Genomic DNA, 21,520 nt, shown 5'->3' with positions numbered 1-21,520 from the left:
GATGGCGCAGGCACCCTGGAATGCCTTGCAGGATGGAAGCCCAGGCAGCCCACGGTGCGGACGCTCCATGCGGAAGTTTGCCGCACAGCCATTGGCAGTCACCCTCGCCCGCAGCTATCGTCCGCCCATCGTGGCTGGAACCTGAACACGGATGAAAACGCGCGACCGGATTCTCGAATGCGCCCTGCGACTGTTCAACGAGCAGGGCGAGCCCAACGTTTCCACCCTGGAGATCGCCACCGAACTGGGCATCAGTCCGGGCAACCTCTACTACCACTTCCACGGCAAGGAGCCGCTGGTGATGGCGCTGTTCGAGCGCTTCGGGGATGAGCTGGCACCGTTGCTCGACCCACCCACCGATGTGCGGCTGGGCGCCGAAGACTACTGGCTGTTCCTGCACCTGATCGTCGAACGGCTGGCGCATTACCGCTTCCTTTTCCAGGACCTTTCCAACCTTGCCGGACGGCTGCCCAAGCTCGCACGCGGCATGCGCACCTGGCTCAACGGCCTCAAGCGCACCCTGGCGACGCTGCTGGCGCAGCTCAAGGCCGAAGACGAACTGGCCAGCGATACCGACGCCCTCGGTCAACTGGTGGAACAGATCACCCTGACCCTGCTGTTCTCCCTCGACTACCAGCGCATCCTCGGCCACGAAGGCGACGTCCGCCAGGTGGTGTTCCAGGTGATGATGCTGGTGGCCCCGCACCTGCGGCCAGACTCGCGGCACATCGCTGAACGCATCGCGCAGCGCTACCTGGACCACTGAAATGAAAACGCCCGGCACGAGGCCGGGCGCGGGTGTTGCGGCAGGCCTGTCAGGCCTGGGACGACGGCGTTGCCGGAGCGGCGGCTGGCGTCACGGCCGGCGCGGCGGCGGGAGCCGACGGAGCAGCAGTGGCGGCCGGAGCGGCTGCCGGCTTCGGAGCTGCCGGCTTGGCGGCGGCCTTCGGCGCGGCAGGCTTTTTCGCGGCAGGCTTCTTCGCCACGGCCGGCTTGGCAGCGGGCTTTGCAGTCGCGGGCTTTGCCGCGGGCTTGGCGGCCGCTTTTGCACCAGCAGGCTTGGCCGCAGGTTTTGCAGCCGGCTTCGCAGCAGGCTTGGCTGCAGCCTTGGCAGCCGGTTTAGCGGCAGGCTTCGCAGCAGCAGGCTTGGCCGCAGGCTTCGCGGCGGGTTTGGCGGCCGGCTTCGCAGCGGGCTTGGCCGCTGCCTTGGACGCCGCAGCCTTCACAGCGGGTTTCGACGCCGGCTTGGCCGCTGCCTTGGCTGCGGGTTTCGCGGCGGCCTTGGCAGCCGGTTTGGCGACGCTGACGCCAGTGAGCTTCTCGATCTGCCTGGTGAGGCTGTCGACCTTGCTGTGCAGGTCTTTCACCTCACGGCTGCTGGGAACGCCCAGGCGCGAAATCGCGCTGTTCAGGCGCTTGTCGAAGGCCTCTTCCAGTTCGCTCCACTTGCCGATCGCCGCGCCCTTGACGGCATCGACGCGCGACTTCGCGGAACGGGTGGAAGTCTTAACCACACCCTCGACTTCGGTCTTGGCTTGTTTCTCGGCCTTCTCGCCATCCTTGACCAGTGCTTCGAAGACCTTGCTGCCGTCCTTGCTGACCTTCGAGTAGGCCCCCAAGCCAGCCAGCCAGATCTGCCGCGAGTATTTCTCGATCTCGCCGATCCAACTGGACTCTTTTTTATCGGTAGTTTTTTTGCCAGCCATCCTGCTCTCCTTATTGAGTTCTCGCGACACGCTCGAGCACTGCGCTCAGCTCATCCAGCTTAGCAGAGAGCGCCTCCACATCACGCCTTGAGGGAATTCCGATTCGATTGAGGGCGGATGCGACACGAGCGTCGAACGCCTCCTCGATCTTCTCGAAATTCAGCCTGGCCTTCACGCTGTGCAGGCGGCCCTTGACGCTGTCGTTGGCGGCGTCGATCTGAGTGCTCACCAGGTCGCGGCCTTTTTTCTCCACGGACTCGCCGGCTTTCACCAGATCCTTGAAGTAATCGGCGCCTTCCTGCCCCACGCGGGCGTAGGTGCCCAGGCCGGCGAGCCAGATCTGCCGGGCGTAGTGCTTGGCGTCGGAGTAGAGGGAGGATTCGAATTCGGCGACTTTCTTCTTGCTGACAGCCTTGGCCATGATGGCACCTCACAATGTTCTGATTCGAGGGAGTCGAATAGCTGCCCGCGAAAGGCGGGACCGTGAGCCAAGGTATCGGGGAAAATTAGAAAACACATACCAGCATTCGACGGACCACCGGCATCGCTCGAAGCCCAGGCCCCGCGAGACGCGGGGCCTGCCGGAGTCAGGCCAGGGCCTTGTCCAGCGCGCGCTCGATCTCGCCCTTGAGCATGCCGCTCATGGCGGACAGCATCAGCCCCAGCTTTACGTCCACCGCAACACGGTCTTCACCCACCTCGATGCGCCCGTCCACACCGCTGCGCTTGAACAGCAGCGTATCGCCCTGCCACTCGCTGCTCACGCCGTGCTCCCGGGAGAGTTTGTCGGCGAGCTTCTCGGCTTTGGCGCGGGCGGCCTCGCGGCCAAGGGAATGGGGGCGTTCGACGTGAATACGGGACATGCTGGAACTCCGCGGATGGCTGACTGGCCGATCATACGCGCCGCGCCTTATCGCCGCACCCCGACAGTCCGGTGAGCGGGGCGGCGTTTTTCCTCCTTCCTGTTAGAATGCCCGCCACTGACTTCCAGGGTAGAAATGCCATGAGCGAACCGCGCAAGCCCCAAGCCGGCCAGGACAGCGCCGATCCCACCACGCACTTCGGCTACAAGACCGTGCGCGAGAGCGAGAAGGCCGAGAAGGTCGCCGAGGTGTTCCATTCGGTCGCGGCCAAGTACGACCTGATGAACGACCTGATGTCCGGCGGCGTCCATCGACTGTGGAAACGCTTCACCATCGAGCTGTCCGGCGTGCGCGCCGGCAACCGGGTGCTGGACATCGCCGGCGGCACAGGCGACCTGACCCGCCAGTTCTCCCGCCTGGTCGGCCCGACCGGCGAAGTGGTGCTGGCCGACATCAACGCCTCGATGCTCAAGGTCGGCCGCGACAAGCTGCTCGACAGCGGCGTCGTCGGCAATGTCAGCTTCGTCCAGGCCGACGCCGAGAAGCTGCCCTTCCCGGACAACTACTTCGACGCGGTGACCATCGCCTTCGGCCTGCGCAACGTCACCCACAAGGACGAAGCCATCCGCTCCATGCTGCGGGTGCTCAAGCCGGGCGGCCGCCTTCTGGTGCTGGAGTTCTCCAAGCCTACCAGCGGCCTGCTGTCCAAGGCCTACGACGCCTACTCCTTCACCCTGTTGCCGCTGATGGGCAAGCTGGTCACCAACGACTCCGAGAGCTATCGCTACCTGGCCGAGTCGATCCGCATGCACCCCGACCAGGAAACCCTGAAGTCGATGATGGTGGAGGCCGGTTTCGACCGCGTCACCTACCACAACATGACCGGCGGCATCGTCGCCCTGCACCGCGGCATCAAGCCCTGATGATCCTGCTGACCCAGGCCGCGCTGGCCAGCGCCGAAGCCACCCTCAACCGCGTCCTGCGGCTGGACGGCGTGGCGCTGCGACGCCTGGGCCGGCTTTCCGGCAAAGTGCTGGAAGTGGATTGCCAGGCCCCGATGCTGCGACTGTTCATCCTGCCCGACGCCGACGGCCTGCACCTCGCCGCGCACCACGAAGCCGAGGCCGACTGCACCCTGCGCGCCCCTGCGGGCAGCCTCTTGCAATTGGCGGTGGCGCGGGACAAGACGCGCGTGCTGCACAGCCCCGAAGTGGAAATGGGTGGCGACAGCGCGATGCTCCTGGAGCTGGCCGACATCCTCCAGAGCCTGGAGCTGGACTGGGAGTTCGAAGTTTCCCGCTGGCTCGGCCCGGTGCCTGCTCACCTGCTGGGCGCGCGCCTGCGCGGCGGCATGGCCTGGGCTGGCGACAGCCTGGAAAGCCTGCGCCTGAGTCTTGCAGACTATCTCGCCGAGGAAAGCCGAACTCTGGTCGGCCAGCATGAGGCCGAAGCCCGCTTCGCCGAGCTGGACCAACTGAAGATCGCCCTCGACCGCCTCGACGCGCGCATCACGCGCATGACCCAGAAGATCAAGCCCGACGCATGAAGCTGCTCGCCTTCCGCCGCCTGCTGCGCATCCAGCGCGTGGCGATCCGCTACCGACTCGACGACATGGTCCTCGACCTGCCCTTCCTCCCCTGGTGGCTGCGCCTGGTCGGCGGCCTGCTGCCGTGGCGCTGGCTGCCCCGCAAGCCGATGCAACTGAACCGTGGCGAGCGCCTGCGCCTGGCCCTGGAAGACCTCGGGCCGATTTTCATCAAGTTCGGGCAGATCCTCTCCACCCGCCGCGACCTGCTGCCGGACGACATCGCCAACGAACTGGCCCGCCTGCAGGACAAGGTGCCTCCGTTCCCGCCGGACCTCGCAGTAGCGCGGATCGAGGAGCAACTGGGAGCGAAGATCGAGCAGGTATTTTCCCGCTTCGAACGCGAACCACTGGCATCCGCCTCGGTAGCCCAAGTCCATGCCGCACAGTTGAAGACCGGCGAGGAAGTGGTGGTGAAGGTGATCCGCCCGAATCTGGAGCCGGTGATTCGCTCCGATATCGCGTGGCTGCATATCCTCGCGCGCACTGCCGAGCGCATTTCCGCCGACGCCCGCCGCCTGCACCCCGCAGAAGTGGTCAGCGACTACGAGAAAACCATCTACGACGAACTGGACCTGCTCCGCGAAGCGGCCAACTCCTCGCAGCTGCGGCGCAACTTCGAAGGCTCGCCGCTGCTCTACGTACCCCAGGTGTACTGGGACTGGTGCCGCCCCAAGGTGCTGGTGATGGAGCGCATCTACGGCATCCCGGTCACCGACCTTGCGACCCTGCGCGACCAGCGCACCGACTTCAAGGCGCTGGCCGAGCGCGGCGTGGAGATCTTCTTCACCCAGGTGTTCCGCGACAGCTTCTTCCACGCCGACATGCACCCCGGCAACATCTTCGTCAGTACCCGCACGCCGTGGAGCCCGCAGTACATTGCGGTGGACTGCGGCATCGTCGGCAGCCTCACCGACGAAGACCAGGACTACCTGGCACGTAACCTGATCGCCTTCTTCAAGCGCGACTACCGCAAGGTCGCCCAGTTGCACATCGACTCGGGCTGGGTACCGGCCCAAACCAAGGTCAACGACTTCGAAGCCGCGATCCGCACCGTATGCGAGCCGATCTTCGAGAAGCCGCTCAAGGACATCTCCTTCGGCCAGGTGCTCCTGCGCCTGTTCCAGACTGCGCGCCGCTTCAACATGGAAGTGCAGCCGCAACTGGTGCTGTTGCAGAAGACCCTGCTGAACATCGAAGGCCTGGGCCGTCAGCTCTACCCGGAGCTGGACCTGTGGACCACCGCCCAGCCGTTCCTCGAACGCTGGATGCGCGAACGTGTCAGCCCCGGCACCCTGCTGCGCAATGCCCAGCAACACATCGAGCAACTGCCACACCTCGCGCAGATGACCCGCGACACGCTCGAACGGCTATCCCGCGAGCCACAGGCCGAACGCCGAGCTGCCGATACCCACTCCGGCATGGCCAGCGCCTGGCCCTCTCGCCTGATAGGTGCCGTGCTGGTCGCCGGCGCTGCCGAAACGGGTCTTGCAACTCACAGCCTCGCGGCCTGGCCCGCCTGGGCCATGCTGGCCGGCGGTCTGTATCTGATCCTTCGCCGATAGCCAGTCGCCGCCCTGGCTGGCACACTTAACCGTTGTAGACAGTGGCTCCGGGCACCCCGTGCCCGCCGTACGGAACCCGAAATGAAAGACTGGCTGGACGAAATTCACTGGAATGCCGATGGCCTGGTACCGGCCATCGCCCAGGACTACCGCACCGGGCGCGTGTTGATGATGGCCTGGATGAACCGCGAATCCCTGGCCCTGACCGCCGCCGAAGGCCGCGCCATCTACTGGTCGCGCTCGCGCGGCAAGCTGTGGCGCAAAGGCGAGGAGTCCGGGCATGTGCAGAAGCTGCACGAGCTGCGCCTGGACTGCGATGCCGACGTCGTGATCCTGATGGTCGAGCAACTGGGCGGCATCGCCTGCCATACCGGCCGCGAGAGCTGCTTCTACCGGGTGTTCGAAAACGGCGCCTGGCAGACCGTCGACCCGGTGCTCAAGGACCCGGACGCCATTTACTCCCATGCAGGTACTGGAAAGCCCCATGAGCACTGATACCCTCGCCCGTCTGGCGGAAGTCCTCGAAGCGCGCAAGAATGCCGCACCGGACAGCTCCTATGTGGCCAGCCTCTACCACAAGGGCCTGAACAAGATTCTGGAAAAGGTCGGCGAGGAATCGGTGGAAACCATTCTTGCCGCCAAGGACGCCGCCGCGAGCGGTGACTGCACGGACCTGATCTACGAAACGGCCGACCTCTGGTTCCATTCCCTGGTGATGCTCGCCGCCCTCGGCCAGCACCCGCAGGCGGTATTGGACGAACTGGATCGCCGCTTCGGCCTTTCCGGGCACGACGAGAAAGCAGCACGCCAGCCGTCGGCCTGATACGAACAATTCGAGGAGAACAAGATGGGCATCTTTGACTGGAAACACTGGGTAGTCATCCTGATCGTCGTTGTGCTGGTCTTCGGCACCAAGCGCCTGAAGAACCTCGGCTCGGACGTCGGCGAAGCCATCAAGGGCTTCCGCAAGGCGATGAACACCGAGGAAGACGAGAAGAAGGACCAGCCCGCCGCCCCCACTCAGCCGCTGAACCAGCCGCACACCATCGACGCCCAGGCGCAGAAGGTCGAAGAGCCGGCGCGCAAGGACTGATGGGATAAGCCATGTTTGGTATCAGCTTCAGCGAACTGCTGCTGGTCGGCCTCGTCGCCCTGCTGGTGCTCGGCCCCGAGCGCCTGCCGGGAGCGGCGCGTACTGCCGGTCTCTGGATTGGTCGGCTAAAGCGCAGCTTCAACGCCATCAAGCAGGAAGTGGAGCGCGAGCTGGGTGCGGATGAAATCCGCCGACAGCTGCACAACGAGCACATCCTGCAGATGGAGCAGGAGGCGAAGAAGCTGATGGCGCCGCTGACCGACCTGCAATCCCAGGTCCAGGACGGCCTGAATCCGCAGTCGCAGGCGCAAACTCCGCCAGCGGCACCGACCATCGCTCCCAATAGCCGCCTGAACAACCTGCCGGGCGCGAGCACCGAGCCTGCCGCCAGCCCGGAAACGGCCCCCACCGCACCGGCCGAGCCGACAGACGCGCCCCCGGCGCCAGCCGCCAGCCAGCCGCCAGCCTCGCCCGAGACGCCGCGTACCCCATGAGCGCCGAAAGACCCGACCAGCCCGAACACGACCAGGAAATGCCCCTGGTCTCGCATCTGACCGAGCTGCGCACGCGCCTGCTGCGCTGCGTGATCGCGATTTTCGTGATCTTCATCGGCCTGCTGTACTTCTCACAGAAGATATACGCCCTGGCATCCGAGCCTCTGCGGCGCTTCCTGCCCGAAGGCGCCACGATGATCGCCATCGACCCTGCCTCGGCCTTCCTCGCACCGCTGAAGCTGACCATGATCGTGGCGCTGCTGCTGGCGATGCCGGTAATTCTTGCGCAGGTCTGGGGCTTCATCGCACCCGGCCTGTACAAGCACGAGAAGCGCGTCGCCCTGCCGCTGCTAGCTTCCAGCATCGTGCTGTTCTATGCCGGCATGGCCTTCGCGTACTTCCTGGTATTCCCGCTGATGTTCCACTTCTTCCTCGGCCAGGCCCCGGAAGGGGTGACGCCGATGACCGACATCAACAGCTACCTGGACTTCCTCACCCTGCTGTTCGCCTTCGGCCTGGCTTTCGAGATTCCGGTAGCCACCGTGCTGCTGGTGTGGATCGGCGTGGTCGACGTAGCCTACCTGAAGAAAATCCGTCCCTACGTGATCATCGGTTGCTTCGTGGTCGGCATGATCCTCACCCCGCCGGATCCCCTGTCGCAAACCCTGCTGGCAGTGCCGATGTGGATGCTCTTCGAAGCCGGTGTGCTGTTCAGCCACCTCATCCGCAAGCGCGGGCCGGAAACCACGGAAGACGAATCCAAGGGCGATCAGCCGCCGGCCACCCGTCCGTGAACCTGCTGCTGCTCGACGACGCCGATTTCGTCGCGGCGGACCGCGTAATCCTGCGCGACCGCCGCCTGACCCACATGCAGGAAGTCCATCGCGCCGAAAGCGGCGACCGCATGCGCGTAGGCCGCCTCGGCGCGCAGATGGGCGAAGGCCGTCTGCTGCGCCTGGACGCCAACGAAGCGGAACTGGAAGTGCGCTTCGACCAGCCGCCTCCGGCCAAGCTGCCCATCACCCTGCTGCTGGCCCTGCCCCGCCCGAAAATGCTCCGCCGCGTGTTGCAGACCGTCTCCGCTATGGGCGTGCCGCGCCTGGTGCTGCTCAACAGCTACCGTGTGGAAAAGAGCTTCTGGCAAACCCCGTTCCTCGAACCCGGCGCGGTGCGCGAGCAACTGATCCTCGGCCTCGAACAGGCCCGCGACACCGTGCTGCCCGAGGTCATCATCGAGAAGCGTTTCAAGCCCTTCGCCGAAGACCGGCTGCCCGCCCTGGCAGCCGGCAGCCTCGGCCTGATCGGCCACCCCGGCCCCTGGCCGGAATGCCCGCGCGCGCTCAGCGAGCCGGTCACGCTGGCCATCGGCCCCGAAGGCGGCTGGATTCCCTACGAGGTGGAGAAGCTCCGCGAGGCCGGGCTGGAGCCGGTCCAACTGGGGGAGCGCATCCTGCGCGTGGAAACCGCCGTCACCGCACTGTTGGCACGCCTGTTCTAGTACCGATTCGCTACAGGCCAGGTACCACGCGGCCTCCAACGTGAACCGCCAGTCAGAAAAACACCTCGAAGCTCTTCAGTTCCAGGCACTCAAGCCGATACCAGCGCTACCGGTCGTCCCCACTCTGCGCATTTCCTGCTCAGCCATGCGTACCGGCCCTGATTATCCCTGGAGCACCGCTTTCATGTTTCGCTGGTTCAACAACCTCAGTGTCAAACTCAAACTCGCCTCCGGTTTCGGCCTGGTGCTGTTACTCACCCTGCTGATCGCCGTAACCGGCTGGATCAACCTGAGTGGCGTCATCAGCCGTGGCGACAAGCTCGGCGAGATTTCCGAACTGATCGCCATCGCCAAGGACCTGCGCATCACCCGCCTGAAATTCCAGTCTACCCGCACACCAGAAGACGCCAGGCTGGTAGGTGAAACCCTCGACCTGCTGGACCAGCGCCATCGCGCGCTCAAAGAGCGCTTCAGCGAGGACGAAGACCGTCACGTCATCGAACAGCAGCATGAACTGGCCGTTGAGTACCGCCGCCTGTTCAGCCAGTTGCTGAAATCCTACGAAGGCCGCGACACCGCCAAGCAGACCCTGATCCGCTCAGCCGGCAGCGCCGGCGAGGCAATGGAAAAGGCCGAGAAGAAGCTGGTCAGCAGCGGCAATCCGGAAAACCTCCAGCACATGGCGGACCTCGCCAGCCTCGGGCGCCTGATGATGCAGGCACGCCTGCAGGTCATGGCCTACACCAGCACCGACGCGCAGTCCCTTGAACAGAACGCCTTCAATGCGCTTCAGCAGGTGATCCAGGCAACGCAGAACGACATGAAGGACTCGCCCGCCGAACTCAATGCCGAGCTCGCGGCCACGCTCCAGGCGCTGGAAGCCTACCGCAACGCGCTGACCACCTACCGCAACGAGGTCAACGAGAGCCAGGCCGCGCGCGACCGCATGCGCGATGCCGGCACCCAGATCGAGAAGCTCAGCATCGACCTGACCACGACCCAGACCGCCAAGCGCGACGCCGGAGTCGCCCAGGCGAAGACGTTGCTGACCCTGGCTGCGCTCATCGCCCTGGCTCTGGGCGTGGTAGCGGCCTGGCTGATCACCGGACAGATCGTCAACCCGCTGCGCGAGGTCCTCGGCCATGCAGAGCGCATCGCCGATGGCGACCTAAGCCGCAACATCCCGACCAGCCGCTCCGACGAATTGGGCCAGTTGCAGAAGAGCATGCAGCGCATGAACCTGTCCCTGCGCGAGCTGATCGGACGCATTCACGACGGCGTGACGCAGATCGCCAGCGCCGCCGAGGAGCTGTCCGCCGTCACCGAGCAGACCAGCGCCGGGGTCAACAACCAGAAGACCGAGACCGACCAGGTCGCCACTGCCATGAACGAAATGGCCGCCACCGTGCAGGAAGTCGCGCGCAACGCCGAGGAGGCTTCCGAGGCAGCCTCCGCCGCCGACCGCGAAGCCCGCGAGGGCGAAGGCGCGGTCAATGAAGCGGTCGGACAGATGGACCGGCTGGCCAACGAAGTCGACCGCTCCAACGAGTCGGTACTCAAGCTCAAGCGCGAAAGCGAGAAGATCGGCAGCGTACTGGATGTGATCAAGGCGGTGGCAGAGCAGACCAACCTGCTGGCGCTCAACGCCGCCATCGAGGCCGCCCGCGCTGGCGACGCCGGCCGTGGTTTCGCAGTGGTGGCCGATGAGGTGCGCGCCCTGGCGCAACGCACCCAGTCCTCCACCGAGGAAATCGAGGAACTGATCGCCGGGCTGCAAAGCGGCACCCAGCAGGCTGTGCAAATGATGGAAACCAGCCGCGACCTCACCGTCAGCACCGTCGATCTGACCCGCCGCGCCGGCGAGCGTCTGGGCGCAATCACCCGCACCGTCTCGACCATCCAGTCGATGAACCAGCAGATCGCCGCCGCCTCCGAGCAGCAGAGCGCTGTGGCCGAGGAGATCAACCGCAGCGTGATGAATGTGCGCGACATCTCCGAACAGACCGCCGCCGCCAGTGAGGAGACCGCCGCTTCCAGCGTCGAACTGGCGCGCCTGGGCAACGAGCTGCAGATGCTGGTCAGCCGCTTCCGCGTCTGATCCGTTCCGTTTAGAAGAGCCCGCGCAATGCGGGCTTTTTCCTTTACGGCACCAGCCGCTCCGCCCTGAGCAGACTACGACAAACTCCCGCTTCAGTTCCGACAATCGCGGCCGATAGCCTCTGACGCACGGAGATGCGTCCCGAGAAAACCCGCCTCACCAGCACCACAACCTGATCCTGCCTGCCGCGAACCGTCGATCTCGTGGCGAAGTCTGTCTGGAGCATTCGACATGTACGATTGGTTAGTAGTCCAGCTGGGGCGTCTCAACGTCAGCCTCAAGCTCGTGGTGGGTTTTGGCATCATCCTGTTCCTTACGCTGCTGGTACTGCTCGGCGGCCTGCGTAGCCTGGACAGCCAGGCCGCGCGCGGCGAGCAACTGGCGACCATTACCGAGCTGAATGATCTCAGCCAGCAGGCCAACCTGGCCCGTCTGCAATTCGAACTGGGCGGCGAGCGTGCCCAGGCAGAGCGCGTCGAGCAACACAGTACGCAGATGCTCGAACTGATCGAGCGGCGCCTGAAGGGCAGCGACATCGATACCCGTCAACTGGATGCGGCGCGCCAGGCCGTGACCGACTATCGCCAGGCGTTCGGCGGCCTGAGCCGCGCCGTCGACCAGCGCGCCCAGGCTCGCAGCACCCTTGTCGGCAGCGCCCAGCGCGCGTTGCAGGCGTTCGAGGCCCTGGACAAGCAACTCTTCGAGCTGCTCGCCGAGCAGCCCGGCGATGCCCAACTGCTGCACAGCGTCCAGGCTTTCGGCCAACTGCACCAGCAATTGCTGCAGCTCCGCTATCAGGTGCGCGGCTATGTCTTCGAGCAGTCCGCCAGTGCCGAGCAGGCGGCCTTCACCGCTTTCGACCGACTGCGCGACAGCGCTGTCGCACTGCACAGCAACCTGCCGGCGATTGCCGCCGATGGCCTGGCCCGCGCGCTGAAGGAGCTGCAGGAATACCGCAGCGGCATCGAGCACTTCCGCGACGGAGTGAATGCCACGCGGCAGGCACGCACCGGCCTGAACGCAGCGAGCGAAGCCATGCTCGGTGCCGCCACCGGCCTGTACCAGGACACCCTGCAACGCAGCGATGCGGAAACGGCCGCCGCCAAGTTCCGGCAGATTCTCGTCGCTGCCTTCGCTCTGGCCTTCGGCATGCTCTCCGGCTGGGCCATAAACCGGCAGATCGTCCGCCCCCTGCACGAGGCGCTGGAACTGGCCGAGCGCATCGCCCAGGGCGACCTTTCCCAGGGCCTGAGCCGAGACCTGAACGTGCAGCGCCGCGATGAGCTGGGCCAGTTGCAGCGTGTGATGCTGCGCATGCGTGAAAGTCTGGCACAGTTGATCGGCCAGCTCGGCGGCAGCGTCAGCCAGCTGGCCACCGCCGCGGACGAGTTGTCGGCGGTTACCGAGCAGACCCGCGCCGGGGTCAACGCCCAGCGTGTAGAGACCGAGCAGGTCGCCAGTGCCATCCACGAAATGGCCGCCACCGTACAGGAGGTCGCGCGCAATGCCGAACAGGCATCGCACGCGGCGCAGCAGGCCGACCAGCAGGCCCGCCAGGGCGATCACGTAGTGCAGAATGCCGTCGCACAGATCGGTCGTCTGGCCAACGAAGTGGACCGCTCCGCCGAAGCGATGGAGCAACTGCGCAAGGAAAGCGAAAGGATCGGCAGTGTGCTCGACGTGATCAAGTCGGTAGCAGAGCAGACCAACCTGCTGGCGCTCAACGCCGCCATCGAGGCCGCCCGCGCGGGCGAAGCAGGCCGTGGTTTCGCTGTGGTGGCGGACGAGGTGCGCGGCCTGGCCCAACGCACCCAGCAGTCGACCGAAGAGATCGAGAGCCTGATCGCCTCCCTGCAACGCGGCGCACAGGATGCGGTAATGCGCATGGACGACAGCCGCCGCCTGACCGGCAGTTCGGTGGAACTGACCCGCCGCGCGGGCGAAGCGCTGGGCGAGATCGCTCGCACGGTGGCCGACATCCAGGGGATGAACCTGCAAATCGCTTCCGCCGCCGAGCAGCAGAGCAGCGTGGCCGAGGAGATCAACCGCAGCGTGGTGCAGGTGCGCGAGATCGCCGACCAGTCCGCCGCCGCCAGCGAGCAGACCGCCAGCTCCAGCACCGAGCTGGCGCGGCTGGGCAACGAGCTGCAACTGCAGGTCGGACGCTTCCGCGTGTGATTGCCACAATGGCCGGTGCTCCGGCGCCGGCCATGTTCGGCAGGACAGTTGCAATGCGCATGGCGTAGGATCAGTCACTCGCCATACAGGGAGAGTGACCATGCGCCCACTGACCATCGATCTCGACGAACTGGCGTTCGCGCTCGATACCCAGGGTATCGATCACTACCTCGACCTGTTCAGCGGCCAGGTGCTGCTGATTCCCGAGGAGGATCCCGACCCGGAACTGGCCGAGCTGTTGCACCGCGAACCCGAGCGACTTCTGCCCATCGAACCGCTGAGCAGCGGCCAGTCGCTGGACCTGATGCGGGACTTCCTGCGCGAAGTGCCCGATCCCCACGCCTATTCCGCCCTGGCCAACGCCATCGAAGGGCGCAAGCCGTTCAAGGCGTTCCGCCATGTGCTGATGGGGTATCCCGAGCTGTTGCAGGCCTGGTACGCCTATCAGGGCGAACGCCTGCGCGAGTGCGCACTGGACTGGCTCGCGGACAACCACATCCAGCCGGCGACGCGCCGCGCGATGCTGTAGAAGCGACAGCCTTGCCACGTTCGCAGGGTGGTGTGGAGCGGAGCTGCGTCGTGATGCTTCTTGGGTTTGGATGTCCTTGCGCCCTGGCGGATGCCTCGCTGGAAGCCCTCGAAGGCGAATCGCAATGCAGGACACATCCCGCCCGGAAGCTGCTGCATGCCCCTGCCCCGCAAACAAGAACGCCGCCCTTCCGGGCGGCGTTTTCGTTTCCAGCCGTGGCGATCAGCCTTTCGGCGCCTCGTCCTTGATCGGCCGAGACTGCGCCGCCGATGCCTGCCAACCGCCGCCGAGGGCCTTGTACAGGTTCACCTCGCTGGTCAACTGGTTCAGGCGGTCGCTGATCAACTGCTGCTGCGCGCTGAACAGCGAGCGCTGTGCATCGAGCAGGGTCAGGTAGTTGTCCACACCGGTGCGGTAGCGTTTGTCCGCCAGGCGGTAGTACTCGCTGCTGGCGTCCACCAACGCGCGCTGCGCCTGCAGTTGCTCGTTGAATGTACCGCGCGCGGCAAGACCATCGGCAACCTCGGAGAAGGCCGTCTGGATGGTCTTCTCGTACTGCGCCACGTTGATGTCCTTCTGCACCTTTGCCAGGTCCAGGCTGGCGCGCAGTGCGCCGGCGTTGAAGATCGGCAGGGAGATCGAAGGCTGGAACAGCCAGGAGCCGGAGCCGGCGTCGAACAGGCCGGAGAGATCCGGGCTCAGGCTGCCCGCGTTGGCGGTCAGGCTGATGCGTGGGAAGAACGCCGCGCGCGCCGCGCCGATATTGGCGTTGGCGGCCTTGAGCTGGTGTTCGGCCTGAAGGATATCCGGGCGGCGCTGCAGCAACTCGGAGGGCAGGCCCGCTGGCACGGTGGCCAGCAACTCGTCGCCCAGGCCCCGGCCCTTGGGCAGGTCGGCCGGCATGCCAGTGCCAAGCAGCAGCACCAGGGCGTTCTGGTCCTGAGCCACCAGGCGGGTGTACTGGGCCAGGGTCGCGCGGGCGCTCTCCACCGAAGTCTGCGCTTGTCGCAGGTCCAGTGCCGACGCCACGCCGACGTCGTAGCTGCGCTTGGTCAGGTCGTAGCTCTTCTGGTAGGTACCCAGGGTGTCGCGAGTGAGCTGCAGTTGGGCCTGGTCGGCGCGCAGCGTCAGGTAGGCGTTGGCGACATTGGCCACCAGGCTGGTCTGGGTGCTGCGGCGTGCTTCTTCGCTGGCGAAGTACTGCTCCAGTGCCTGGTCACGCAGGGCGCGCAGGCGGCCGAACAGGTCGATTTCCCAGGCGGTGATGCCCAGAGTCGCACCGTACTGGCTGCTGATCATCGAGCTGCCGGTGGTCGACAGGTCGGCCGGCACGTGCTGGCGCGAGCCAGTCACGCCAGCGTCCACCGCCGGGAACAGGTCAGCCCGCTGGATGCGGTACTGTGCCCGGTAGGCTTCGATGTTCAGTGCGGCAACGCGCAGGTCACGGTTATTTTCCAGCGACACTTCGATCAGTCGCTGCAGTTGCGGGTCCTTGAAGAACTCACGCCAGCCGATGTCGGCGCCGGCGTTGGCCGGCTGCGCCGCATCGTAGGCTTCGCCCTGCGGGTAAGCCCCTGCCACGGGCGCCTCGGGGCGCTCGTAGTCAGGGATCAGCGAGCAGCCGGAAAGCACGGCTGCCGCAATCGCGAGGGACAGGAAGGACTTTCTCATATCAATGCCCCTTCTCGGTGGTTTCCTGTTCCTTGGACGCAGCGTCCTTGAACAGCGTACTCACCACCACGTAGAACAACGGCACCCAGAAGATCGCCAGGACGGTCGCAGTGACCATGCCGCCGATCACGCCGGTACCGATCGCATGCTGGCTGCCCGAGCCGGCGCCGGAGGAAATCGCCAGCGGCACCACGCCGAGAATGAATGCCAGCGAGGTCATGACGATCGGACGCAGACGCATCCGGCACGCCTCAATGGCCGCCTCGACGATGCCCTTGCCCTGCTCGTGCAGCTCCTTGGCGAATTCGACGATCAGGATCGCGTTCTTCGCCGACAGGCCGATGGTCGTCAGCAGACCTACCTGGAAGAACACGTCGTTGGACAGGCCGCGCATGGACGTCGCCAACAGCGCACCGATGACCCCGAGCGGCACCACCAGCATGACCGAGAACGGAATCGACCAGCTCTCGTACAGCGCCGCGAGGCAGAGGAACACCACGATTAGCGACAGTGCATAGAGCGCCGGAGCCTGGGAGCCGGACAGCCGCTCCTCGTAGGACAGGCCGGTCCATGAGTAGCCAACGCCCTTGGGCAGTTGCTTGACGATCTCCTCGACCGCCAGCATCGCATCACCGGTACTGCGGCCCGGAGCCGGTTCACCGAGGATCTCCATCGCCGGCACGCCGTTGTAGCGCGCAAGCTTTGGCGAACCGTAGCTCCATTCGCCAGTGGCGAAGGCACTGAACGGCACCATCTCGCCGACGTTGTTGCGCACGTACCACTTGTCCAGGTCTTCCGGGCTCATCCGCGCGTTCGGACGACCTTGCAGGTAGACCTTCTTCACACGGCCGCGGTCGATGAAGTCGTTGACGTAGTTCGAACCCCAGGCGATGGAGATGGTGCTGTTGATATCGGCGAGCGACACGCCCAGAGCGCTGGCTTTCTCGTCGTCGATCAGCAGCTTGTACTGCGGCTCGTCGTTCAGACCGTTGGGACGTACGCGCTGCAGCGCAGGGTTCTGCGCGGCCAGGCCGAGGAACTGGTTGCGCGCCTGCATCAGCACTTCATGCCCAACGCCTGCCTGGTCCTGGAGGAAGATGTCGAAGCCCACGGCGTTACCCAGTTCGAGTACCGCTGGCGGGGCGAAGGCGAACACCATCGCGTCCTTGAAGGTGAAGAAGTGCTGCTGGGCACGCTGGGCCAGCGCGAACACGCTGTTTTCCGCGCCCGGACGCTCTTCCCAGGGCTTGAGCATGATGAACGCCATGCCCGAGCTCTGGCCACGGCCGGCGAAGTTGAAGCCGGTCACGGTGAACACCGAGGCCACCGAGCTGCTTTCCTCTTCCAGCAGGTAGGAACGCATCGCGTCGACCACCACCTGGGTGCGCTCGGCGGAAGAGCCCGCCGGCGTCTGTACCTGGGCGAACAGTACGCCCTGGTCTTCGTCGGGAAGGAACGCGGTGGGGATACGGGTGAACAGCCAGATCATGCCGCCGAGAATGACCACGTACATCAGCAGATACGGGAAGCGGTGCTTGAGGATCGATGCAACGCCACGCTCGTAGCCGTGGGTGGTGGACAGGAACATGCGGTTGAACCAGCCGAAGAACCCGCGCTTGTGCTCGCCGTGGTCGCCCTTCTCGATGGGCTTGAGCATGGTGGCGCAGAGCGCCGGCGTGAGGATCAGCGCCACCAGCACCGACAGCGCCATCGCCGAAACGATGGTGATGGAGAACTGGCGGTAGATCACACCGGTGGAGCCGCCGAAGAATGCCATCGGCAGGAACACCGCCGACAGCACCAGCGCGATACCCACCAGGGCGCCCTGGATCTGTCCCATCGACTTGCGCGCCGCCTCGCGCGGCGACAGGCCTTCCTCGGCCATCACCCGCTCGACGTTTTCCACCACGACGATGGCATCGTCCACCAGCAAACCGATGGCCAGCACCATACCGAACATGGTCAGGGTGTTGATCGAGAAGCCAAAGGCGGCGAGTACGCCGAAGGTGCCCAGCAGCACCACCGGCACGGCGATCGTCGGAATCAGCGTGGCGCGGAAGTTCTGCAGGAACAGGTACATCACCAGGAACACCAGCAGAATCGCTTCGCCCAGGGTCTTCACGACCTCATGGATGGAAGCGGAAACCACCGGGGTGGTGTCGTACGGGTAAACGATCTTCATGCCCTGCGGGAAGAACGGCTCCAGCGTGCTCAGGGTCGCGCGGATCGACTTGGCGGTATCCAGCGCGTTGGCGCCGGTCGCCAGCTTGATCGCAATACCGGAGGCCGGCTTGCCGTTGAACTGGGCGTTGATGCTGTAGTCCTGGCCGCCCAGGGCCACGTCGGCGACGTCCTTGAGACGAACCTGGGAGCCGTCGGCATTCACCTTGAGCAGGATTTCCTTGAACTGCTCGGCGCTCTGCAGGCGGGTCTTGCCGATGATGGTGGCGTTGAGTTGCTGCCCCTTCACCGCGGGCAGGCCGCCCAACTGGCCGGAGGAGATCTGCACGTTCTGCGCCTGGATCGCGGCCTTCACGTCACCCGGGGTCATCTGGTAGCTGTTGAGCTTGGCCGGGTCGAGCCAGATGCGCATGGCGTACTGCGAGCCGAACACCTGGAAGTCGCCCACACCGGCAGTCCGCGACAGCGGGTCCTGGATGTTGGAAACGATGTAGTTCGACAAGTCTTCCTTGGTCATGCTGCCGTCGGTGGAGACGACGCCGACCACCATCAGGAAGTTCTTCACCGCCTTGGTCACGCGGATGCCCTGCTGCTGCACTTCCTGCGGCAGAAGCGGCGTGGCGAGCTGCAGCTTGTTCTGCACCTGGACCTGGGCGATGTCAGGGCTGGTGCCCTGGTCGAAGGTCACGGTGATGGTCATGCTGCCGTCGGAGTTGCTCTCCGAGGAGATGTAGCGCAGATGGTCGAGACCGTTCATCTGCTGCTCGATCACCTGGACCACGGTGTCCTGCACCGTTTCGGCGGAGGCCCCCGGGTAGCTCACCTGGATGGCGATGGCCGGCGGCGCAATGGCCGGGTATTGGTTCACCGGCAACTTGAGGATCGACAGACCGCCCGCCAGCATGATCACCAGGGCGATTACCCAGGCAAAAATGGGCCGGTCAATGAAAAACTTCGACATTACGAATCCCCTTGATCAGCCCTGCTTGCCCGGCTCGGCAGCAGGCTTGTCGGCGGCGCCGTTGAGCGGAGCGACGTTCTTCGCAGGAACGGCCTTGGCCTGGGCACCCGGCTGGACGAACTGCAGGCCCTCGGTAATCACGCGGTCGCCCGGATTCAGGCCGTCGGTGACGAGCCAGTAGGCCCCCAGGGTGCGTTCGGCCTTGATGGTGCGCAGCTCGACCTTGTCGTCGGCGCCCAGCACCATCGCGGTGGCCTGGCCACGGAAGTCACGCGTCACGCCCTGCTGCGGGGCCAGGATCGCCTGCTTCTTGATGCCTTCCTGCAGCTGCGCGTGGACGAACATGCCCGGCAGCAGCTCCTTGTTCGGGTTGGGGAAGATGGCGCGGACGGTGACCGAGCCGGTGCCCTGGTCGACGGAGACTTCGGAGAACTCCAGGCGGCCTTCGAGCGGGTACTCGGAGCCGTCCTCAAGGAACAGCTTGACCTTGGCGGCATTCTCGCCGGCCTTCTCCAGTTGGCCGGCAGCCAGCTCGCGACGCAGACGGATCAGCGAAGTGGAAGGCTGGGTGACGTCGACATAGATCGGGTCAAGTTGCTGCACGGTGGCCATCGCGCTGGCCTGGCCGTTCTGCACCAGCGCGCCTTCGGTCACCGAGGAACGGCCGATGCGGCCGGAAATCGGCGAGTACACCTTGGTGTAGCGCAGGTTGATCTTGGCGCTGTCCACCGCGGCTTTCGCCTGCAGGTAGGCAGCCTGGGCATCGGCGTATTGCTGCTTGCTCACCGCCTCGTCCTTGACCAGTTCCTTGTAGCGCTCGGCCTGCTGCTGGCTGGAAACAAGGTTGGCCTGTGCGCTCTGGTAGGTCGCCTCGTAGGTAGAAGGGTCGATCTGGTAGAGCTGCTGGCCTTCCTTGACGTCGCTGCCTTCCTTGAAGAGACGCTTGAGGATGATGCCATTGACCTGCGGGCGGACTTCGGCGATGCGATACGCAGTCGTGCGGCCGGGCAGCTCGGTGCTCAACGTCACCTCCTGCGCTTGCAGGGTCACTACCCCGACTTCAGGGATAGGCTTCTGCTGCGGAGCTTCGCCCTTGTCGCAGCCGGCAAGGGTCGCCATCGCGACGAGCAGTGCCGGTACCAGAGCGCGCATGGCTGGCGTTCGTTGCATATCGTTGTCCTCGTGAGCAAAGCATCCGGGGTGGCTGTGGGCTTGCCGGTCCGGAAAAGCTGGCCAAAATACTTACATCCAACCCTGTTTGTAAACGCCCGAAAGCCCTGAGGGAAACCTACTGAAACGATTTAGCGAAAGGCTGAATTCGAAGTAGATTTCCTGCAGGGCGGCCGCTATGACCAACAAAGTTGATAACATCAACTAAAATACGAAAAAATGGTTGAGCCGATCAACCTGATTTACACAAGGTTTACCGTGACCGAGCCGATGACCCATAGCGTTAATCCCGAGCTGCCGCAGACCCTGACGGAGGTACTCGACCATCTGCGCGAGCGCCTCCAGGAGCAGCTTTGCGCGGAAGGCATCGACCTCACCCCGCCGGATATTCGCCTGCTCGAACTGATCGGCGCCGACGCCGGCCAGAGCCTGCAGAGCCTAGGGCGCAAACTGTGCCGCGACAAGGCGCTGATCACTCGCAAGATCCGCGAAATGGAGTCTCTCGGGCTGGTACGGCGCGAGCGCAATCCCGACGACCAGCGCAGCTTCCAGCTATTCCTCACGGAGACCGGGAAGAGCGTCGGAGAACGCACGCAGGCCATCCTCGCACGAACCCATGACGATTTGTTCGCACCGCTGGACGACGCCGAGCAACAACTGCTCATGCGCCTGCTCCAGCAGTGCCTGGCGGCCCACGCAGAGTGAACCGCACAAACGAAAACGCCGGCATTCGCCGGCGTTTTCGCATTCTCGCGTCTTATTGACGCACCCCCTCGACCGACAGGGTCAACTCGACTTCCTGGGAAGCCGGGCCGAGGTCGCGCTGAATGTTGAAGTCCTTCAGCTTGAGCGTGGTAGTACCGAGGAAGCCCGCGCGGTAGCCGCCCCAGGGGTCATCGCCCTGACCGATCAGCTCGGCCTTGATGGTAACCGGCTTGGTCACGCCGTTCAGGGTCAGGTTGCCGGTGATCTCGGCATTCTTGCCATCGGCCTTCACCCCAGTGGACTCGAAGGTCGCGGTCGGATTCTTGCCGACGTTGAGGAAGTCCGGGCTGCGCAGGTGCTTGTCACGCTCGGCGTGGTTGGAGTTCACGCTGTTGGTGTTGATGGTGACCTTGACCTTGTCGGCGGCCGGGTTCTTCTCGTCGAAGGTAAAGGTGCCGTCGAAGTCATCGAAGCGGCCATACAGCCAGCTGTAGCCAAGGTGCTTGATGCGGAACTCGATGAAGGCGTGCTGGCCTTCCTTGTCGATCTTGTAGTCCGCGGCCATAGCCTGGCCGGCGGAGAACAGCGCGGTGCCCAGAGCCAGAGCGGCGAAGGTCTTCTTCAGCATTGAACAATCTCCCTTTGGGTGAGGATTTACTTCGCGGCGCGGCCGAGCATGCGTGTCAGCGTGGCGTCGCGATCGATGAAATGGTGTTTCAGGGCCGCCAGGGCGTGCAGCACGGCCAGCACCACCAGCGCCCAGGCGAGGTACAGGTGAATAGCCCCGGCGATGTCGGCTTGGTCTGTCAGCCCGCTGATGGTGGCGGGAACGTCGAACCAGCCGAACACACTGATCGGCTTGCCTTCGGCGGTGGAGATCAGGTAGCCGGCAATCATCACCGCGAACAGCAGGGCGTACAGGGCGAGGTGGCCCAGCTTGGTCGCCAGCCGGGTCATCTGGCCGTGGTTGGCCGGAGTCGACGGGGGCGGGCTGACAAAGCGCCAGAGTACGCGCAGCAACAGTGCAACGAGCAACAGGATACCGATGCCCTTATGGATTTCAGGGGCGCGGTGGTACCAGGTGTCGTAGTAGTCCAGTTCACGCATCCAGAGGCCCAGGCCGAACAGGCCGAAGACCACCAGTGCGCTGCCCCAGTGCAGGATCAGGCTGACCAGGCCATAGCGGGCGGGGGAATTGCGCAACTGCATCGAGGGACTTCCTT

Annotated in this window: 22 protein-coding genes and 2 pseudogenes; 16 read left to right on the top strand and 8 right to left on the bottom strand. The window is 64.9% G+C overall.

Features of this window, described 5'->3' with window-relative positions; translation table 11 throughout:
* The first annotated feature begins 151 nt into the window (after positions 1–151).
* Complete coding sequence (locus OU419_RS02440) at positions 152–766, top strand: TetR/AcrR family transcriptional regulator (protein ID WP_254470106.1); 615 nt, start codon at positions 152–154, stop codon at positions 764–766.
* A gap of 49 nt (positions 767–815) precedes the next feature.
* On the opposite strand, the gene OU419_RS02435 is transcribed toward OU419_RS02440, so the two are convergent.
* The 3 genes from OU419_RS02435 to OU419_RS02425 all read right to left on the bottom strand — a co-directional run bounded on the left by OU419_RS02435 (position 816) and on the right by OU419_RS02425 (position 2,569).
* Positions 816–1,706 (bottom strand): phasin family protein, encoded by an 891-nt coding sequence (locus OU419_RS02435; RefSeq protein ID WP_254470105.1) that lies wholly within the window; start codon positions 1,704–1,706, stop codon positions 816–818.
* A gap of 10 nt (positions 1,707–1,716) precedes the next feature.
* Complete coding sequence (locus tag OU419_RS02430) at positions 1,717–2,127, bottom strand: phasin family protein (protein ID WP_254470104.1); 411 nt, start codon at positions 2,125–2,127, stop codon at positions 1,717–1,719.
* Positions 2,128–2,293: 166 nt separating this feature from the next.
* Positions 2,294–2,569 carry a polyhydroxyalkanoic acid system family protein gene (locus tag OU419_RS02425; RefSeq protein WP_254470103.1) on the bottom strand — a complete coding sequence of 92 codons (276 nt, stop codon included), beginning with the start codon at positions 2,567–2,569 and terminating at the stop codon, positions 2,294–2,296.
* A 140-nt stretch (positions 2,570–2,709) separates the two neighbouring features.
* On the opposite strand from OU419_RS02425, the gene ubiE reads away from it, so the two are divergent.
* The 14 genes and pseudogenes from ubiE (at position 2,710) to OU419_RS02365 (ending at position 13,609) form a co-directional block, all read left to right on the top strand.
* Positions 2,710–3,492 (top strand): bifunctional demethylmenaquinone methyltransferase/2-methoxy-6-polyprenyl-1,4-benzoquinol methylase UbiE, encoded by a 783-nt coding sequence (ubiE, locus tag OU419_RS02420; RefSeq protein WP_254470102.1) that lies wholly within the window; start codon positions 2,710–2,712, stop codon positions 3,490–3,492.
* Complete coding sequence (locus tag OU419_RS02415) at positions 3,489–4,115, top strand: ubiquinone biosynthesis accessory factor UbiJ (protein WP_254470359.1); 627 nt, start codon at positions 3,489–3,491, stop codon at positions 4,113–4,115. The genes ubiE and OU419_RS02415 overlap by 4 nt, the downstream gene beginning before the upstream one ends.
* Positions 4,112–5,719 carry a ubiquinone biosynthesis regulatory protein kinase UbiB gene (gene ubiB, locus OU419_RS02410; RefSeq protein ID WP_254470101.1) on the top strand — a complete coding sequence of 536 codons (1,608 nt, stop codon included), beginning with the start codon at positions 4,112–4,114 and terminating at the stop codon, positions 5,717–5,719. The genes OU419_RS02415 and ubiB overlap by 4 nt, the downstream gene beginning before the upstream one ends.
* A gap of 81 nt (positions 5,720–5,800) precedes the next feature.
* Entirely contained in the window at positions 5,801–6,214 is a 414-nt protein-coding gene (gene hisI / locus OU419_RS02405; RefSeq protein WP_254470100.1) for a phosphoribosyl-AMP cyclohydrolase, read from the top strand.
* Positions 6,204–6,542, top strand: coding sequence for a phosphoribosyl-ATP diphosphatase (locus OU419_RS02400; RefSeq protein ID WP_045212901.1), 339 nt, complete (start codon positions 6,204–6,206; stop codon positions 6,540–6,542). Before hisI ends, OU419_RS02400 begins: the two co-directional genes overlap by 11 nt.
* Positions 6,543–6,566: 24 nt before the next feature.
* The gene (locus tag OU419_RS02395) at positions 6,567–6,812 is read left to right on the top strand and encodes a twin-arginine translocase TatA/TatE family subunit (RefSeq protein ID WP_254470099.1); all 246 of its coding nucleotides are present in this window, start codon (positions 6,567–6,569) and stop codon (positions 6,810–6,812) included.
* A gap of 11 nt (positions 6,813–6,823) precedes the next feature.
* Entirely contained in the window at positions 6,824–7,306 is a 483-nt protein-coding gene (gene tatB / locus OU419_RS02390) for a Sec-independent protein translocase protein TatB (RefSeq protein WP_254470098.1), read from the top strand.
* The gene (tatC, locus tag OU419_RS02385; protein WP_254470097.1) at positions 7,303–8,100 is read left to right on the top strand and encodes a twin-arginine translocase subunit TatC; all 798 of its coding nucleotides are present in this window, start codon (positions 7,303–7,305) and stop codon (positions 8,098–8,100) included. Before tatB ends, tatC begins: the two co-directional genes overlap by 4 nt.
* Positions 8,097–8,804 (top strand): 16S rRNA (uracil(1498)-N(3))-methyltransferase, encoded by a 708-nt coding sequence (locus OU419_RS02380; RefSeq protein ID WP_254470096.1) that lies wholly within the window; start codon positions 8,097–8,099, stop codon positions 8,802–8,804. Before tatC ends, OU419_RS02380 begins: the two co-directional genes overlap by 4 nt.
* 145 nt (positions 8,805–8,949) lie before the next feature.
* Positions 8,950–9,981: pseudogene (locus OU419_RS28970) on the top strand (methyl-accepting chemotaxis protein); the annotation flags it as partial.
* A 48-nt stretch (positions 9,982–10,029) separates the two neighbouring features.
* Complete coding sequence (locus OU419_RS28965) at positions 10,030–10,902, top strand: methyl-accepting chemotaxis protein (protein ID WP_408004944.1); 873 nt, start codon at positions 10,030–10,032, stop codon at positions 10,900–10,902.
* A 231-nt stretch (positions 10,903–11,133) separates the two neighbouring features.
* A pseudogene (locus OU419_RS28960) lies at positions 11,134–12,174 on the top strand (methyl-accepting chemotaxis protein); the annotation flags it as partial.
* Positions 12,175–12,207: 33 nt separating this feature from the next.
* Positions 12,208–13,080 carry a methyl-accepting chemotaxis protein gene (locus OU419_RS28955; RefSeq protein WP_408004943.1) on the top strand — a complete coding sequence of 291 codons (873 nt, stop codon included), beginning with the start codon at positions 12,208–12,210 and terminating at the stop codon, positions 13,078–13,080.
* A 100-nt stretch (positions 13,081–13,180) separates the two neighbouring features.
* Entirely contained in the window at positions 13,181–13,609 is a 429-nt protein-coding gene (locus OU419_RS02365) for a UPF0158 family protein (RefSeq protein WP_254470093.1), read from the top strand.
* A gap of 222 nt (positions 13,610–13,831) precedes the next feature.
* Here OU419_RS02365 and OU419_RS02360 read toward each other — a convergent pair whose 3' ends face one another.
* The 3 genes from OU419_RS02360 to mexA are packed head-to-tail and all read right to left on the bottom strand — an operon-like array spanning position 13,832 to position 19,592.
* On the bottom strand, positions 13,832–15,280 hold the full coding sequence (locus OU419_RS02360) for an AdeC/AdeK/OprM family multidrug efflux complex outer membrane factor (RefSeq protein ID WP_254470092.1): 1,449 nt from the start codon (positions 15,278–15,280) through the stop codon (positions 13,832–13,834).
* A 1-nt stretch (position 15,281) separates the two neighbouring features.
* Positions 15,282–18,422 (bottom strand): efflux RND transporter permease subunit, encoded by a 3,141-nt coding sequence (locus OU419_RS02355; RefSeq protein WP_254470091.1) that lies wholly within the window; start codon positions 18,420–18,422, stop codon positions 15,282–15,284.
* 15 nt (positions 18,423–18,437) lie between these two features.
* Positions 18,438–19,592 (bottom strand): multidrug efflux RND transporter periplasmic adaptor subunit MexA, encoded by a 1,155-nt coding sequence (gene mexA / locus OU419_RS02350; protein ID WP_254470090.1) that lies wholly within the window; start codon positions 19,590–19,592, stop codon positions 18,438–18,440.
* Positions 19,593–19,862: 270 nt separating this feature from the next.
* Between mexA and OU419_RS02345 the strand changes: the two genes are divergently transcribed.
* A complete protein-coding gene (locus OU419_RS02345; protein ID WP_254470089.1) occupies positions 19,863–20,297 on the top strand; it encodes a MarR family transcriptional regulator in 435 nt (144 codons plus the stop codon).
* Between the two features lie 52 nt (positions 20,298–20,349).
* Here the strand turns inward: OU419_RS02345 and OU419_RS02340 are convergent, their stop codons facing one another.
* Together OU419_RS02340 and OU419_RS02335 are read right to left on the bottom strand one after the other, a co-directional pair.
* The gene (locus OU419_RS02340) at positions 20,350–20,925 is read right to left on the bottom strand and encodes a YceI family protein (protein ID WP_254470088.1); all 576 of its coding nucleotides are present in this window, start codon (positions 20,923–20,925) and stop codon (positions 20,350–20,352) included.
* A gap of 26 nt (positions 20,926–20,951) precedes the next feature.
* The gene (locus OU419_RS02335) at positions 20,952–21,506 is read right to left on the bottom strand and encodes a cytochrome b (RefSeq protein ID WP_254470087.1); all 555 of its coding nucleotides are present in this window, start codon (positions 21,504–21,506) and stop codon (positions 20,952–20,954) included.
* Between the last annotated feature and the right edge of the window lie 14 nt (positions 21,507–21,520).

It is taken from the genome of Pseudomonas triclosanedens, from assembly GCF_026686735.1.
Classification (GTDB): domain Bacteria; phylum Pseudomonadota; class Gammaproteobacteria; order Pseudomonadales; family Pseudomonadaceae; genus Pseudomonas; species Pseudomonas triclosanedens.
The sequence above is the reverse complement of the archived record's forward strand: the minus strand, read 5'-3'. Positions and strand labels throughout refer to the sequence as shown.

Coding starts and splice junctions, on each gene's coding strand:
- OU419_RS02440 (WP_254470106.1), top strand. CDS start 152: ATGAAAACGCGCGACCGGATTCTCGAATGCGCCCTGCGACTGTTCAAC.
- OU419_RS02435 (WP_254470105.1), bottom strand. CDS start 1,706: ATGGCTGGCAAAAAAACTACCGATAAAAAAGAGTCCAGTTGGATCGGC.
- OU419_RS02430 (WP_254470104.1), bottom strand. CDS start 2,127: ATGGCCAAGGCTGTCAGCAAGAAGAAAGTCGCCGAATTCGAATCCTCC.
- OU419_RS02425 (WP_254470103.1), bottom strand. CDS start 2,569: ATGTCCCGTATTCACGTCGAACGCCCCCATTCCCTTGGCCGCGAGGCC.
- ubiE (WP_254470102.1), top strand. CDS start 2,710: ATGAGCGAACCGCGCAAGCCCCAAGCCGGCCAGGACAGCGCCGATCCC.
- ubiB (WP_254470101.1), top strand. CDS start 4,112: ATGAAGCTGCTCGCCTTCCGCCGCCTGCTGCGCATCCAGCGCGTGGCG.
- hisI (WP_254470100.1), top strand. CDS start 5,801: ATGAAAGACTGGCTGGACGAAATTCACTGGAATGCCGATGGCCTGGTA.
- OU419_RS02400 (WP_045212901.1), top strand. CDS start 6,204: ATGAGCACTGATACCCTCGCCCGTCTGGCGGAAGTCCTCGAAGCGCGC.
- OU419_RS02395 (WP_254470099.1), top strand. CDS start 6,567: ATGGGCATCTTTGACTGGAAACACTGGGTAGTCATCCTGATCGTCGTT.
- tatB (WP_254470098.1), top strand. CDS start 6,824: ATGTTTGGTATCAGCTTCAGCGAACTGCTGCTGGTCGGCCTCGTCGCC.
- tatC (WP_254470097.1), top strand. CDS start 7,303: ATGAGCGCCGAAAGACCCGACCAGCCCGAACACGACCAGGAAATGCCC.
- OU419_RS28965 (WP_408004944.1), top strand. CDS start 10,030: ATGCAGCGCATGAACCTGTCCCTGCGCGAGCTGATCGGACGCATTCAC.
- OU419_RS28955 (WP_408004943.1), top strand. CDS start 12,208: ATGCTGCGCATGCGTGAAAGTCTGGCACAGTTGATCGGCCAGCTCGGC.
- OU419_RS02365 (WP_254470093.1), top strand. CDS start 13,181: ATGCGCCCACTGACCATCGATCTCGACGAACTGGCGTTCGCGCTCGAT.
- OU419_RS02360 (WP_254470092.1), bottom strand. CDS start 15,280: ATGAGAAAGTCCTTCCTGTCCCTCGCGATTGCGGCAGCCGTGCTTTCC.
- OU419_RS02355 (WP_254470091.1), bottom strand. CDS start 18,422: ATGTCGAAGTTTTTCATTGACCGGCCCATTTTTGCCTGGGTAATCGCC.
- mexA (WP_254470090.1), bottom strand. CDS start 19,592: ATGCAACGAACGCCAGCCATGCGCGCTCTGGTACCGGCACTGCTCGTC.
- OU419_RS02345 (WP_254470089.1), top strand. CDS start 19,863: ATGACCCATAGCGTTAATCCCGAGCTGCCGCAGACCCTGACGGAGGTA.
- OU419_RS02340 (WP_254470088.1), bottom strand. CDS start 20,925: ATGCTGAAGAAGACCTTCGCCGCTCTGGCTCTGGGCACCGCGCTGTTC.
- OU419_RS02335 (WP_254470087.1), bottom strand. CDS start 21,506: ATGCAGTTGCGCAATTCCCCCGCCCGCTATGGCCTGGTCAGCCTGATC.